This is a genomic window from Acinetobacter sp. SH024 (assembly GCF_000163635.1).
GTDB lineage: Bacteria > Pseudomonadota > Gammaproteobacteria > Pseudomonadales > Moraxellaceae > Acinetobacter > Acinetobacter pittii.
Window position 1 is genome coordinate 73,467 of sequence record NZ_GG753600.1, and the last position, 15,189, is coordinate 88,655.

At 39.5% G+C, this 15,189-nt stretch carries 14 protein-coding genes; 13 read left to right on the forward strand and 1 reads right to left on the reverse strand.

All coding sequences use genetic code 11. From position 1 onward, the window contains the following. Positions 1-255: 255 nt before the first annotated feature. On the reverse strand, positions 256-723 hold the full coding sequence (locus HMPREF0013_RS06315; protein WP_002121038.1) for a MarR family winged helix-turn-helix transcriptional regulator: 468 nt from the start codon (positions 721-723) through the stop codon (positions 256-258). Between the two features lie 150 nt (positions 724-873). On the opposite strand from HMPREF0013_RS06315, the gene HMPREF0013_RS06320 reads away from it, so the two are divergent. The 13 genes from HMPREF0013_RS06320 to HMPREF0013_RS06380 all read left to right on the forward strand — a co-directional run bounded on the left by HMPREF0013_RS06320 (position 874) and on the right by HMPREF0013_RS06380 (position 15,155). Continuing rightward, positions 874-1,983 carry an amidase gene (locus HMPREF0013_RS06320; protein WP_002121119.1) on the forward strand — a complete coding sequence of 370 codons (1,110 nt, stop codon included), beginning with the start codon at positions 874-876 and terminating at the stop codon, positions 1,981-1,983. Positions 1,984-2,019: 36 nt separating this feature from the next. After that, positions 2,020-3,168: an acyl-CoA dehydrogenase family protein gene (locus tag HMPREF0013_RS06325; RefSeq protein WP_078210529.1), complete on the forward strand. Its 1,149-nt coding sequence runs from the start codon at positions 2,020-2,022 to the stop codon at positions 3,166-3,168. Between the two features lie 28 nt (positions 3,169-3,196). Further along, positions 3,197-3,556, forward strand: coding sequence for a hypothetical protein (locus HMPREF0013_RS06330; RefSeq protein ID WP_000387554.1), 360 nt, complete (start codon positions 3,197-3,199; stop codon positions 3,554-3,556). A 4-nt stretch (positions 3,557-3,560) separates the two neighbouring features. Further along, positions 3,561-4,094: a nuclear transport factor 2 family protein gene (locus HMPREF0013_RS06335; RefSeq protein ID WP_078210525.1), complete on the forward strand. Its 534-nt coding sequence runs from the start codon at positions 3,561-3,563 to the stop codon at positions 4,092-4,094. 29 nt (positions 4,095-4,123) lie between these two features. Beyond that, positions 4,124-5,401 carry an aromatic ring-hydroxylating oxygenase subunit alpha gene (locus tag HMPREF0013_RS06340; RefSeq protein ID WP_002120952.1) on the forward strand — a complete coding sequence of 426 codons (1,278 nt, stop codon included), beginning with the start codon at positions 4,124-4,126 and terminating at the stop codon, positions 5,399-5,401. A 10-nt stretch (positions 5,402-5,411) separates the two neighbouring features. Further along, a complete protein-coding gene (locus HMPREF0013_RS06345; protein ID WP_002120925.1) occupies positions 5,412-5,897 on the forward strand; it encodes an aromatic-ring-hydroxylating dioxygenase subunit beta in 486 nt (161 codons plus the stop codon). Positions 5,898-5,907: 10 nt separating this feature from the next. After that, positions 5,908-6,645, forward strand: coding sequence for an SDR family NAD(P)-dependent oxidoreductase (locus HMPREF0013_RS06350; protein ID WP_002121069.1), 738 nt, complete (start codon positions 5,908-5,910; stop codon positions 6,643-6,645). Between the two features lie 34 nt (positions 6,646-6,679). Further along, the gene (locus HMPREF0013_RS06355) at positions 6,680-7,633 is read left to right on the forward strand and encodes a PDR/VanB family oxidoreductase (RefSeq protein ID WP_002121017.1); all 954 of its coding nucleotides are present in this window, start codon (positions 6,680-6,682) and stop codon (positions 7,631-7,633) included. 45 nt (positions 7,634-7,678) lie between these two features. Then, positions 7,679-8,635, forward strand: a complete 957-nt coding sequence (locus tag HMPREF0013_RS06360; RefSeq protein ID WP_002121008.1) for a p-hydroxyphenylacetate 3-hydroxylase reductase component — start codon at positions 7,679-7,681, stop codon at positions 8,633-8,635. A 198-nt stretch (positions 8,636-8,833) separates the two neighbouring features. Continuing rightward, the gene (feaR, locus tag HMPREF0013_RS06365) at positions 8,834-9,748 is read left to right on the forward strand and encodes a transcriptional regulator FeaR (protein ID WP_002120995.1); all 915 of its coding nucleotides are present in this window, start codon (positions 8,834-8,836) and stop codon (positions 9,746-9,748) included. 208 nt (positions 9,749-9,956) lie between these two features. Then, entirely contained in the window at positions 9,957-12,272 is a 2,316-nt protein-coding gene (gene tynA / locus HMPREF0013_RS06370; RefSeq protein WP_078210526.1) for a primary-amine oxidase, read from the forward strand. A 144-nt stretch (positions 12,273-12,416) separates the two neighbouring features. Continuing rightward, positions 12,417-13,634, forward strand: coding sequence for a hypothetical protein (locus HMPREF0013_RS06375; protein ID WP_078210530.1), 1,218 nt, complete (start codon positions 12,417-12,419; stop codon positions 13,632-13,634). Between the two features lie 33 nt (positions 13,635-13,667). Continuing rightward, entirely contained in the window at positions 13,668-15,155 is a 1,488-nt protein-coding gene (locus HMPREF0013_RS06380; protein ID WP_002121058.1) for an NAD-dependent phenylacetaldehyde dehydrogenase, read from the forward strand. Positions 15,156-15,189: the final 34 nt, after the last annotated feature.

Sequence of the window (15,189 nt, forward strand, 5' to 3'; positions counted from 1 at the left end):
AGTGCGTCTAAACCCAATTACGAGTTAATGGGATTTTTAAGATCATGGAATTATTATTTTCTTTTTATATGTAAAATTCCATTACTTATTGAGTATGTTAGAATACCTAAAAAGTATGTTAAGTAATTATATATAGATAAGTTTACGATATAAAAAATTGATTTTATTTATTTTTATTGTTTTAACGAAAGAGCAGCTAAAGAAAAGGAAATTTTTAACTGCTTAAGAGAGCTAATTTATCATGATGAGAAATATTTAGCTGGATGGCATCAGGTCAAATAATTTCTTTAACTGGGTATTTAAATTATGTAGCTCGTCTTCTGAAAAAGCATTCAGGATGCCTGCCAAGGTGACCACACTAATTTGATTAATCTGTTCAACCAGTTCAATACCTTTGGCCGTTAATTTCACCATCGAGATCCGTTCATCAGAAGTAGAAGAGTAGACCTCGACAATTCCATCTTCTACCAAGCGATATACAGCTTTTGTTGCCGTCGTTAACTTTAAAGTAGAAAGATTGGCAATGTCGGTAATACTAGCTTCCCCAAGGGCATTAGTACTTAAAATAATTTTACGGCGTGTATTATCAATACCTAGCTTTTTTATTGATTTTTCAATCAGTTGTGAATACTTTCCATTCACTTGGGAAACCCAAAAAAAAGGAAAATTTTGAATACTCGACGGTTCTTTATTAGGAAGAAATTGTTCTAAATGATCAAGCATAGCTAAGCAATAACTTAGTGAAAAAAGGGTAATCCTATTATAAACAAAATTTTGCATATTTCCTTGAGAACAAATTATAAAAAAATACTTGACAATTCCATTAAATTTTCCGATATTTTAATTAATCAATAAAAATACATGGAAAAGTGAATGAATATTGTTAGCCAAAGCGTGCACAAAGGAAGTGGCAAGCTCAAGGTCATGGTGAAAGACACAATTGATATTCAAGGTCTAAAAACCATTGCTGGCAGTCGAGCTTTATTAAATGTTGAACCTGCTCAAGATGATGCCGAGGTTGTTAAAAACATTCTAAAAGCAGATTGTGAAATTATTGCGAAAACAAATTTGCACGAATTGGCTTTTGGTATTACAGGCATTAATCACGCTTTTGGTACACCCATCAATCCTAAATATCCTGAACTTATCCCAGGCGGATCTTCAAGTGGTTCGGCTGCGGCAGTTGCTGCTAAACAAGCTGACTTTACTCTAGGCACAGACACGGGTGGCTCTATTCGTATGCCTGCTGCATGCTGCGGAGTTTTTGGTTTAAAACCGACTTTTGGTCGCGTGAGCAGAAAAGGTGTATATCCGCCGTCAAGTTCTTTAGATTGCGTTGGTCCTTTTGCGAATTCAGTCGAGATGATTGAAAAGGCCATGCAAATTATTGATCCAACTTTCAAACCTACTGAATTTACTAGTGCACCAAAACTTGCTGTTTTAGATGTAAGCGCAGATGAAGTCGTTTGGAACTGTATTCATCAAGCACTTCAAAAAGCAAATTTAGATACCACCTTAGAAAAAGTTGAATACTTTGAAGCGGCTTATGACGCAGGCATGCAGATTATTAATTATGAAAATTGGCAAGCTTTTGGTGAATTAACTGAAACGGGTTTAATTGGTTCTGATGTAAATGGTCGTTTATTAAAAGCGGCACACACCACTTTAGAGCAAGTAAAACAAGCAGAAGTTGTGAGAGCGCAGCTGACCCAAGAACTCGATGCTTTATTAGAAAAATATGATGCATTGGTTCTACCGACACTTCCGCAAATTCCACCGAAAGTTTCTGAAGCTGAAAACACGGTCGCTTTTTTGAATCTTACAGCTTTAGTTCGACCATTTAATTTATCAGGTCATCCAGCCATTTCAGTGCCACTTGAAACCAGTGAAGGTTTACCAGTGGGCTTACAGATCGTATCAAAGCATCAAAAAGATGAGCAATTATGCGCTATAGCTAAATTTTGTGTTGATGCAATGCAATAAATTACAAGGAGTTAGATGATGAATAAGTTGTCTAAAATGGAGTTTGCTTCTCAAGACAAAGCAGTTGACTTAGACGCTTTGTGTCAAGAAATTCGTGAGCGTGCCTGTACAGGTGAATTTGATAATCAGGCGTATGTGAGCCAAGACATTATCGAAAAACTTAAACAGATTGGCGTTTACCGTGCATTAGTTCCTAAGCGTTTTGGTGGTGAAGAATGGTCTCCAAGGCAGTTTTGTGAATTGATCGAAACTTTATCTAAAGCTGATGGTTCAGTCGGTTGGGTGGCAAGTTTCGGTATGAGCCCTGCGTATTTAGGAAGTTTGCCTGAGGAAACACTTAAAGAATTGTACCAAAACGGGCCAGATGTGGTGTTTGCCGGAGGTATTTTCCCGCCACAACCTGCTGAAATTACTGATGAAGGTGTCGTAGTTCGTGGACGTTGGAAATTCTCAAGTGGCTGTATGGGAGCTGACATTGTTGGTGTAGGAATTTCACCGCTTAAAAATAATGAAATGCAAGGCTTACCTCGCATGGCAGTGATGCCTGCAAAAAAAGCTAAAATCGAAATGACTTGGGACACCGTTGGCCTAAAAGGTACGGGAAGCCATGATTTGGTGGTCGAAGATGTATTGGTCGAAAAGAAATGGACCTTTGTACGTGGTGAACCTTCGAAACTCAGTGAGCCATTTTTTAAATATCCGTCACTGTCTTTAGCGACGCAAGTATTAACCGTGGTGGGTATTGGTGTTGCAGCTGCTGCATTAGAAGAATTTGAAAAATTAGCACCGGGTAAAGCATCTATTACAGGCGGTTCAGAAATTGCAAATCGTCCAGTGACTCAATATGAGTTTGCTCAAGTTGATGCAGAATTTCAGGCTGCAAAATCATGGTTTTATCAAACCATGGATATTGTTTGGAATGAAATTATTGCTGGTCGTGAAGCCACTGCTGAACAAATTAGTGATATGCGTCTGGCATGTACCCATGCAGCGCGAGTTTGCGCCAAAGTCACCCGAAAAATGCAAATGCTCGCGGGCATGACAGCAATTTATACCAACAATCCATTTAGCCGTTTTGTGAATGACACCAACGTGGTGACTCAGCATGCCTTTATGGGCGATGCGACCTTACAAAATGCAGGCTCAATCAGTTTCGGGTTAAAGCCAACCCCAGGTTATTTATAAGTTTTAATTTTTAAAAAAGGATATTGAAATGGAAGCTAAAAAATCATTACGCGTTTTGTTCTGCATGGGTATTAACCAAAACTTTTTTGACGCGGAACCTGCTGAAGCAAAAGCAGTTTGGGCAGCATTTGGTGAAATGTGGAATGGTATTCATGACTTACCGGGCGTACATGTTTTTGGAAATCTTGATGATGACCAAAGCATGGTTGGCCCAAGTGCAGGTTGGCCTTGGACAACTTATTTGCTTGCTGATGTTCCGGATATTGAAACCGTACATGCCGCTTGTAACTTGTTTAGAACGACCGTGGTGGGTGAAGGGCCATACAAACTTTGGAAATATTGCAAAGTTGAAGCTCGTGTTGGGCGTGAATTGATTATCCAACGTTAAGGCGATGGCAATGAATGACAAAGTGAATATGGCAGAAATCATAGAGCGGCTAGAACAGTTAGAAGCGCACAACGCCATTCGTAACTGCCTGAACCGCTATATGGAAATCTGCGACGAGCTCAATGCAAATACAGACCTTGACGAGCTGATGAATCTTTTTGATCAGGACTGTATTTGGGAAGGTATTGGCGAGAAATATGCCAAATCGTTTGGCCGTTATGCTTCTTGGCAGTCGATTTACGACATGTTTAAAAGCTATACCCAAAAAGAATCTCACTTTGTCATGAATGCACACTTTGTAAATTCAGAACAAATTTATGTAAATCAAAATGATGCAAATGCTTCATGGCTGATGTTGCAGACTTCAACGTTTAAAGATGGCCGTAGTCATCTGAATACAGCAAAGCTCAATGTGAAGTTTCAAAAGCAAGCAGATGGAACATGGAAAATTAAACATTTCCAAACACAGAATATTTTCAGTCGTCCCGTATCGCATTGGCACAGTGAAGCTGAATTGCCGCTACCTTCCCCGGAATGACCCAGGACATATTTAAAAGGACTATTGATATGAACAGTATTATCCCGACGCATAACATTGGCACTGATTACGATGCTTTAGTTCAAAGTGACCGTGCCCATACTTCTCTTTATAAAGATGAACGCATTTTTGATGAAGAAATGGAAAAAATCTTTTATAGCACTTGGGTGTGGGTTGCACATGCAAGTGAAATTCCAGAAGGTGGAAGCTATAAAACCATTAATATCGGTAAACAGCCTGTGGTTGTGGTGCGTGACCGTAAAAAGAAAGTCCATGTACTTTTAAATCGTTGTCGTCATCGTGCAGCAACCGTATGCGAACATAAAAAAGGAAAAACTAATAGTTTTGTATGTCCGTACCACGGTTGGAGTTATGCACTTGACGGTAGTTTACGTGGTGTGCCATCTCCGGAAAGCTACGGCGATTGTTTAGATAAATCAGAATTACCACTGGTGAGTCTACGGGTAGAAGAATATAACGGCATGATCTTCGCTTCATTTAAAGAAGACATTCAACCGCTTGAAGAGTTCCTTGGGCCAGCAAAAAAATGGATTGACCTGTTTATGAAACAAGGTGCGGGTTATCCAATTAAAGTGTTGGGTGAACACCGTTTCCGTTTTCCGGGTAACTGGAAAATTCAGCTTGAAAATACCACCGATGCCTATCACTTTCCATTAGTACACAAGTCATTCTTAAGTTCTGTCGATGAAAAAACAGAAGAGCTCTTTAACTTCGAAAACCAACCGGGCTTTGTTGAAGACTTAGGAAACGGTCACAGTGTCATGGTGATGATTCCTGAACTGGTCGATTTAGACGAAAAACTCATGGAACGTCCAATTCAAGAGCGTTTCGAAGACTTGGCTCAAGCTTTGCGCGACGAAGGCCATGAAGAGTTAGAAGTACGCCGTATTGTTCGAGCAGTTGGTGGTTCTGGCTTTAACTTAAATTTATTCCCGAATATTGCATGTTCGATGGCGTTCTTCCGTGTGTTACAGCCAATTTCAGTTGCTGAAACAGAAATTCATCACTCGGTGATTACGATGGATGGTGGCCCGCAAATTGCCAACCAATATCGCTTACGTTTGCATGAACATTTCCAAGGTCCATTTGGTTTTGGTACGCCAGATGACTCAGAAGCTTGGGAGCGCGTACAACACGGTGCCAATGCGGGTAATGATTTATGGATTATGCTCAACCGCGGTTTACCGGGCGAAGTCAAAACCGAAGATGGCTTAAAAAGTGATGTTAGTGCTGAAACAGGTATGCGTGCAGCATATCAGCAGTGGAAAAAGATGATGACGGCTTAAGGAGAGAGCAATGAATATGAATCTGCAATTATTAAATGAAGTCACTGCTTTCATCTGGGCTGAAGCAGATATGTTAGACCACAGCGAGTACCGTGAATGGCTCAATTTATGGAATGAAAAGGGCGTTTATATCATTCCGATTGACCCGAACCTTACTGACTACGAGAACAACTTAAATTATGCCTATGACGATAATCATATGCGTACTTTACGTGTACAGCGTCTTGAAAATGGTGAGGCAATTTCTACGGCACCAAAGGCGAATACGGTACGCAGTATTTCGCGAGTACGAGTCATTCAAGACCAAGATGATGAAATCGTTTTGCGTTGTGCTCAAAACTTACGTGAATTCCGTAAAGAAAACCTTAAGCATTACACAGCTGATATTACCTACCATCTAACTCGTGATGCGGCTACAGGCTTTAAGATTAACCGTAAAATCATTAACTTGGTTAACTCAACCGATACCTTAGCTGGTATTAGCTACATTCTTTAGGAGCGGTAACATGAAACAGGTTGTTTTAGTGACAGGTGCTGCTTCTGGACTCGGTAATGTCATTGCTGAATATTTTGCGAGCCAAGGCCATCAAGTGATTTTGTCGGCAAGTACGCTTGAAAAAGCAGAAAATGCCAAGGCTCAAAGTCAATATGCCCAAAATATGTTTCCCTTGAAATTAGATATTTCAGTTGAGGCAGATTTTCATGCAGCGGTGCAATGGATTGAAGAGAAATTTTCTAAACTTGATGTGTTAATTAATAATGCTACCGTCACCAAAGCAACGCCAGTATTAGAAATTACCGTAGCCGATTTTGATTGGGTGACCCAAGTCAACCAACGCGGCACCTTTCAGGCTTGCCAAATTATTGGCCAATATATGGCTAAAAAAGGCTATGGACGCATCATTAATATGGCGTCGTTAGCAGGACAAAACGGTGGTACTGCAACAGGTGCACACTATGCGGCAACCAAAGGCGCGATTGTGACGTTAACCAAAATTTTTGCCAAAGAGTTTGCGGCAAAAGGGGTAACGGTCAATGCAGTTGCACCGGGACCTATGGAATCACCGATCGTTCATAGTGTGGTGTCAGACGAAAAAATGGAACAGTTCATCCAGAATATTCCGGTTAAAGCCTTAGGAAGTATGCATTTTATTGCTGAAACTTGTGGGTTGCTTGCGAGTCCAAATGCGGCGTTTGTGACTGGTGCAACATGGGATATTAACGGTGGTTTATTCATGCGTTAAGCCAATCGCTTAATCATGAAAAGGGAGTTGAATCATGACTACACTTTATGATGTTGTCGTTAAAAATCGCCATGTGGAAGGTGGAAATATTGCAGTCATGGAATTTGAATCTGCAACTTCTACAACATTGCCAAAAGTTGAAGCAGGTGCGCATATTGATGTGCACTTACCGAATGGCATGGTGCGCCAATATTCACTTTGCCAAAATCCAAATGATGAAGGTAAGTTTCGCCTTGGAATTTTACGTGACCCTGAATCACGTGGTGGCTCAATATCCGCTTTTGATGAAATTAAAGATGGCATGCAAATTCAGGTCAGTGAGCCAAAAAATTTATTTCCACTTTTAAAAGCCAAACACAGTGTCTTGATTGGCGGTGGAATCGGGATTACGCCATTAATCACGATGGCGTATCAACTTGCACATGAAGGCGAATCATTTGAGCTTCACTACTGCGGCGCTAGCCCTGAAAAATGTGCTTTTGTTGATGAAATTAAAAATGGTGAGTTAGCAAAACACACAACTTTTCATTTTAAATCGGAAGGTGCAAGCCACCGAGCATTTTTTGAATCTGCCATTAAAGATATTGACCTAGAGAGCCATATTTACACCTGTGGTCCAGTCGGTTTCATGGATTGGGTGATTAACCTCGCCACGACTCACGATTTTCCTGAGCAGCAAATCCACAAAGAGTATTTCCAAGTCGAAACCGACACATCGGGAGATTCATTTGAAGTGGTGGCTGAGCGTAGCGGAAAAATTATTATGGTTGAAGCTGGCGAAACCATTTTGCAGGCTTTGGCTAAAGAAGGCATCGACATTGAAATGTCTTGCGAGCAAGGCGTATGCGGAACCTGTATGTGCGATGTAATTGAAGGCGAACCTGATCATCGAGATGTTTATTTTACTGACGAAGAAAAGGCCAGCAATGAGCAAATATTAGTGTGCTGTTCACGCTCTAAAACACCGAGATTAGTTTTAGATATTTAATGCTCTCGCGATTTATATGGATGTAAGAGAAGGTTTAGGAGAAAGATGATGAATGTATTACAACAAATAGATGAGTTTACGGTCGATCCACTACAGTTCCGACGAGCATTAGGAAATTTTGCAACAGGCGTTACCATTGTTACTGCACAAAATGCACAAGGTGAGAAAGTCGGTGTAACCGCAAATAGTTTTAATTCAGTATCACTCGATCCACCGCTTATTTTGTGGAGCATTGATAAAAAATCGTCAAGTTTTTCAGTATTTGAAGAAGCAACACATTTTGCAGTCAATATTTTATCGGGCACGCAAATTGAGCTGTCTAATAAGTTTTCGAGACGCAATATTGATAAATTTGCCGACACAAATTTTCAACTTGGCGCAGGATGCGCACCTATTTTAGAAAATTGTTCTGCGGTGTTTGAGTGCGAACGTTATCAAGTGATCGAAGGTGGTGACCACTGGATTATTATTGGTAAAGTGGTTCGTTTCCATGACCAAGGCCGAAGCCCGCTGGTTTACCATCAAGGTGCATATTCTTGTGTCATGCCGCATCCAAGCCTTCAAGTTAAACAAACTGAACAGAACGGCGTAGACCAAACACATTATGGGCACTTATATAATAATGTCTGCTACTTAATGAGCCGTGCTTTTAAAGCCTATCAAACCGACTATATTCCTAAGCAAATGGCTTCGGGTTTCCGTACCAGTGAATCTCGTCTCTTGCTTGTTTTGGCAAGTGGTACTGCTTCTAGTAAAGAAGATTTACCGCGAGATATTGCTATGCCAATGCAAGAAGTTGAAAGGTCGGCTGAAATTCTAAAATTTGAAGGATTATTGGTCGATCATGATAATTTGTACGCCCTGACCGAAAAAGGCAAACAAACGGCGCAGTATTTATTTGATATTGCCGACAGCCACCAAAATGAGGTGTTTAAAAAGTATTCTGAGGAACAAAAGGATATTTTTATCACCATGCTGCGAGATTTTGCAGGAGTAGCATAAGTCCCATTAAGCTGATAAATTGAATTGATTTATCAGCTTCTTTACATCTAGCTGACTATCATCAAAACAATTCCACGGATAAGGAATTTTTGGCACACAATTTGTTTATCAATAAAACATGATTGCAAATATGCCAAGACAGTGCACCACCACAAGCGCAAAATCTTGAGCGGTGGCACATGTATAGAGAGGTAAGGGATGAACCAATATGTAAGTGATGCATTACTCACATGGACGCACCATATTAAAAATGTGTGCGGCAATTTTGAAACCGATTTTGATGGAACCCGTAATTTATTCATTGGTGAGGTTCAGTGCTTTTTATTGGGCGATACCGAAATTGCTTTTATTAAAAATAATGCCAATAAAATTGTCCGAAAAGCCGATGAAATAGATCGAGTGAATAATCGTTTTTGTTTTTTGATTTTGCAGTATTCGGGAAAAATGCTGCTCGAGTATAAGAATGAGACTCTAAGTCTGAATGAAGGCGATATTGTGTTGGTAGACCCGGTCGAAACTATTTCGATGTATCCGCAAGGTTTGGTGAGTCAGATTTCAGTCCATCTCTCACGTGAAAAATTACTTAAAGAAAATATTAGTACTGAATATTTTGGAAAACTGATTACTCAAAATATGAGTGGTTTTTTACTCAAGAATATTTTGAAAAATATGTCTGCAGAAAACATCAAACTTTGGTACGCAACCGAAGACGGTAATGCTTTTGAAGATGCGCTGATCGCCTTAATCAAACCCACAATCAATTATAAAAATGTTCATAGCTCCAATAATCTAATGGAAAAAGCCGAGCGCTATATTATAGAAAACTTAGCAAAACCCGATTTAACACCTAAATTAATTGCAGAGCATATTGGGGTATCTCTACGTCATCTCTACCGTTTGTTCCTTCAAGAAAATTTATCTATTAACAAATATATACAGCTCAAGCGTCTAGAAAAAGTCAAAGCAGATTTGCTTGATAAAAAGAACAAACAGAGTTCGATTACCCAAATTGCCTTGAAGTGGGGTTTCTGGGACGGTGCTCATTTTTCAAAAATCTTTAAAAAGACTTATGGTATTTCTCCTAAAGAATTTAGAGAGGGTATGCCGGTTTAAATATTTCTTCTTTTAATGTCATTTTTAGACAAATTCGACGTCATTCTTGAACAAGCTAGCCCTATGTAAGTGTGTTGAAATTAAATTCATTAGAGCAGGTTAGATAAGCTTAATAACCATAAAACTATTAAGTTGGTCTAATGAATTTCACTCACAGGAAGTGCATTTTAACTGTCTGATTCAGATAGTTCAGGGATAGATGAAAAGGATGAAACCAATGCGTAAACAACGATTATTGAATGACATACAAAAAATACTGGCACTTAACTTATCAATCGCTGCAAGCTTTTGGGGACTCAATACTCAAGCGTTTGCTCATGGTGGAAAGGCCGACATGGTCTCACTTTATCAAAACATGAGTGAGCAAGGCGCTAAAGTTGTTAAAGATGACTTTACTAATACTTATATGATCACCAAAGGTTCTATGGTGGTTCGAGCTAAACCTAATTCAGATCAGGTTTTGATAAATGGCAAACCTTTCACGCTCAGCGTGCCTTTATTAATTAAAGATGGTAAACCTGTTATTGGAAAAGATTTTTTTAATGAAGTATTCCAGTCTGGGTTAGATCAAACTTTTAAAATTGAAAATACGTTTCATCCACTCAATAGCTTAAATTCTGACGAAATTAAAAAGACATTTGATGTGATTAACCGCTCGAAATACGCCTATAAAAATATGCGTTTTGCCGAGTTAAAGCTTAAAGAACCTGAAAAAGCAAAAGTTTGGGACTACTTTATTAATCACAAAGAATTTAAAGAAGATCGTATTGCCTCATTTATTTTATTAAAGGGGAGTCAAGCAATTGAAGGTGAAGTTAATCTTAACACTCAACAAGTCACAAAATGGAATGTACTTAAAGACACTCATGGAATGGTGTTGCTCGATAATTTTGAAGCCGTACAGCGTGTAATTGAGACAAGTAAAGAATATCAGGAAGCTTTACGGAAACGCGGCATTACCGATGTGAAGAAAGTGATTGCTACACCGCTAACTGTTGGATATTTTGGCGGTAAAGATGGTTTGGACAAACAACTCAATATATTAAAAGTTGTTGCTTACCTTGATGTCGGTGATGGTAACTACTGGGCGCATCCGATTGAAAATTTAGTTGCCGTAGTCGATTTAGATAAAGAAAAAATTATTAAGATTGAAGAAGGTTCAATCATTCCTGTACCAATGGCAAATCGACCTTATATGTCGAATAAGCCAGTACCAAGTAAGCTAAAACCACTCAATATTACTGAACCTGAGGGTAAGAACTTTAGCATTACAGGTCAAACCATACATTGGGGCAACTGGTGTTTGCATGTGGCCTTAGACTCTCGTGTTGGCTTACAGCTTTCAACCGTGACCTATAAAGATAAAGGCGTTAAGCGTAAAGTCATGTATGAAGGGAACTTGGGTGGAATGGTGGTTCCATATGGCGACCCGGATATCGGTTGGTACTTCAAATCCTATTTAGATTCTGGCGAATATGGTATGGGAACACTTACCTCATCTATTCTTCCGGGAACAGATGCACCAGACAACGCTGTTTTACTTGATGCTGTGATTGCAGACTATAAAGGCCAACCACAAGTAATTCCAAATGCGATTGCTGTATTTGAACGTTATGCTGGGCCTGAATATAAACATCACGAAATTTTTGGCAACCAAGATGCGAGTGAAGCCCGCCGTGAACTTGTTGTGCGCTGGATTAGTACAGTGGGGAACTACGATTACATGTTTGACTGGGTATTTGCCCAAAATGGTGTAATTGGGATTAATGCGGGTGCAACAGGTATTGAAGCTGTTAAAGGTGTTAAATCACGCACCATGCATGACAGTACCGCAAAAGAAGACACTAAATATGGAACTTTAATTGACCATAATATTGTGGGTACAACGCATCAGCACATCTATAACTTCCGCTTAGACATGGATGTAGATGGGGAAAACAACAGCTTTATGCATATGGACCCTGTGGTGAAAGCCAATGACAAAAGTGGTGTCCGTACAAGCTCAATGCAAATTGACAGTAAAGTCATTACGAATGAGCAAAATGCAGCTGAAAAATTTGATCCATCCACTATTCGCTTACTCACGAATTTCAACAAAGAAAATAAACTAGGTAATCCGGTTTCTTATCAACTCATTCCTTTTGCAGGTGGAACACACCCTGTAGCAAAAGGAGCCAATTTCTCTAAAGATGAATGGTTATTTAAACGTTTGAACTTTATGGATAAGCAAATTTGGGTGACTCAGTACAATCCAGACGAACGCTATCCTGAAGGTAAATATTCAAACCGTTCAACTCATGATACAGGGTTAGGACAGTTCATTGGCAACAATGAGAATATTGAAAATAAAGACCTTGTGGTGTGGATGACAACAGGCACAACCCATGTGGCACGTGCTGAAGAGTGGCCAATCATGCCAACAGAATGGGTGAATACACTCATCAAACCTTGGAACTTCTTTGACAGCACCCCGACTTTAAACTTGGGTGAAGAAGAGCAAAACACTCAGCACGACCATCACTAAACGGGTGCATGATCTAGAGTGGGTAACGAATCGATTACCCACACTTGAGCACGGTTAGGCCGTTCGCAAAAAAGGAATTTCTCAATGAAAAATTTATTTTCTCAGGTTGTGAGAGGGACTCTCTTTGTCTCATTTTTTTCAACTGTGCATGCTGGTGAGCTTGAAATTAAGCCAACTTTTGAAGCAACTTTTGGGGCTTTTAGTAGCGGTAAAAGCTATAACGGCGAAAACCTAGATGATGAAATAGTCAATTGGCAAGAAGGTCATCTTAAATATGGTGCGAAGGGAAACTACACCTTTAAAAACAATCAGCTCTATGCAAGCTTGAGCGGTATTAGCTCGGCAACATTTGGTGATGGTGACGCAGGCCAAAATAGTAATGGCAAAGAACGTAAAACAGATGTGAATGAATGGATCATTGGTTTTAAAGACGGTACCAATAAAGATGAGTTGATGACTTATGATTTAAGTATTGGTCGACAAAATATCATGATTGGTGATGGGTTCTTTATTGCGGGTGATGCGTTAAACCTAGGAAAAGTGCCTGCGGACGGCACACTAGATCGGGGCGGAGCATATTATCTGGCAGCTCGTCGAAGCTTTGATTTTATAAGTTTGCTTCAATACAAACCGCAAGAGAATACAACGCTAAAGCTGGCTTATTTAAAATCGGACAATAAAGCACAATTTTCCCCAGAACTCTTTGTGACTGATCTGATGTATCAGCTTAAAAATAAGGGCGTTGGGTTTACCTATTTAAATGTATTGGATCTTGAAGATGCTGAACACGTTTCAGGGCGCGAAGATCTTAAAAATTATGCTTTACGTTTAAATTATCAACCTTTGCCAGAGCTGCAAGTTAAGACTGAGTTTGTAGTTCAAGATAAAAAAGATAGCCACGAAAATGCTGGCTACTTAGCGCTGAACTATAACTTTTTATCTTCAAAATATACACCCTCATTAGGCTACCGTTTTAGCCATTTTTCAGACCAATATGACACTATGTTTTATGGAAATACAGTCGGCTTTGGTACATGGTTTCAGGGCGAAGTTGCCGGAAATTATGCTGGTCCATTCAATAAAAATGCCGATATTCATCAAGTTTCTTACATGATGAATTTGAAAGAAAATTTTATGTTGGGTGCTTTGGCCTATAAGTTCAAAACAGTAAATAAATCTTTAACTAATGTAGATGGACATGAGTTAGATGTCTTTTCAGTCTGGTCGGTCAATAAAAAATTCAATGTTATTCCTTTAGTTGGGCTCTATAAACCGAAACACGATATCCATAGTGGTGGTACTCAAAACTACGATGATAAGACCAATGTGTATGCGCAGTTAATTTTGCAATACATCTATTAATAAATCCTTTTAAATGAATTGAGAGAAATAAAAATGAGTGAAGTTCAGATTTTAGAAAGCGTACAGCAATTTATGGCGCGTCAACATGGACATTTTATTGATGGAAAATTAGTTGCTGCCGAGCTTTTAGATAAAGTGGATATTGTGAATCCATCGACTGAAGAAGTGGTTGCTCAAATTAGTATTGGTAGTCAACAAGATGTAGATAGTGCGGTAAAAAGTGCTGAACATGCTTTTCAAAATGCTTGGGCTGAAACAACGCCGTATGAACGTGGCGTTAAACTGAACAAGCTAGCAGACTTAATTGAGCAATATGGTGAAGAACTTGCACAGCTTGAAACTTTGTCTACCGGAAAACTTATCAATATTTCCCGTCATCTTGAGGTCGCACAATCCGTTATTTTCTTAAGATATTTTGCGGGTTGGGCAACTAAAATTAATGGTCAAACCATGCAACCGTCTATTCCTTCTATGCAAGGTGAAAAATATACAGCCTTTACTTTAAGACAGCCTATTGGCGTGGTTGCAGGGATTGTGCCTTGGAATTTTTCACTGATGATTGGTGTTTGGAAAATTGGTTCAGCTTTAACCACTGGTTGTACGATTGTGCTTAAACCAAGTGAGTTTGCCAGCTTATCTTTATTACGCTTAGCTGAACTTGCCATTGAGGCAGGTATTCCAGTGGGTGTAATTAATGTGGTTACGGGTAAGGGGGAGACAGGACAATATTTAATTGAGTCGCCGCTCGTTAAGAAAGTCTCGTTTACAGGTTCAGTACCAACAGGTATTGCGATTGGTAAACTTGCGATGAGCAGTGATTTAACCCGTGTAAGTCTGGAGCTGGGTGGTAAAAATGCCATAGCTGTTTTGGCCGATGCAAATATTGATGAGATTTTACCGACTTTGTTGCAAGCAACTTTTGTACATCAAGGTCAAGTTTGCGCATCCCCAGAGCGTTTTTTTGTACACCGTGCAAAATATGATGAACTGGTCGAGAAACTCTCGAAAGCACTTTCTAGTTTCAAAATTGGATCGGCTATGGATGAAGGAAGTATGTTTGGTCCACTTTCTAATCAGCCACATTTTCATAAAGTGAAACATTATTTAGATATGGCTAAAGCCAAAAACCAGATTATTGCCGGTGGTGAGACTCTAGATCGATCAGGATATTTTGTACAGCCGACTTTGATTTCCTTCAAAAATACGGATGATCCTTTATTTTCAGAGGAAACTTTTGGTCCGGTGGTCGGGATAATGCCATTCGAAACTGATGAAGAACTCGTTCAACTGATGAACCAGTCACGCTTTGGTTTAACCGCAAGTATCTGGACAAATGATTTGTCTAAAGCTTTGCGATTAATTCCTAAAATTGAAGCAGGCACCTTGTGGGTCAATATGCATACTTTCTTAGATCCTTCAGTTCCATTTGGCGGCGTGAAAGCTTCAGGAATTGGCAGAGAGTTTTCAGATGCATTTATTGAAGATTACACCGAATTAAAATCGGTGATGATTCGGTATTAAGTTTCTACGAGATATAAAAAAANGCGTTACTTAG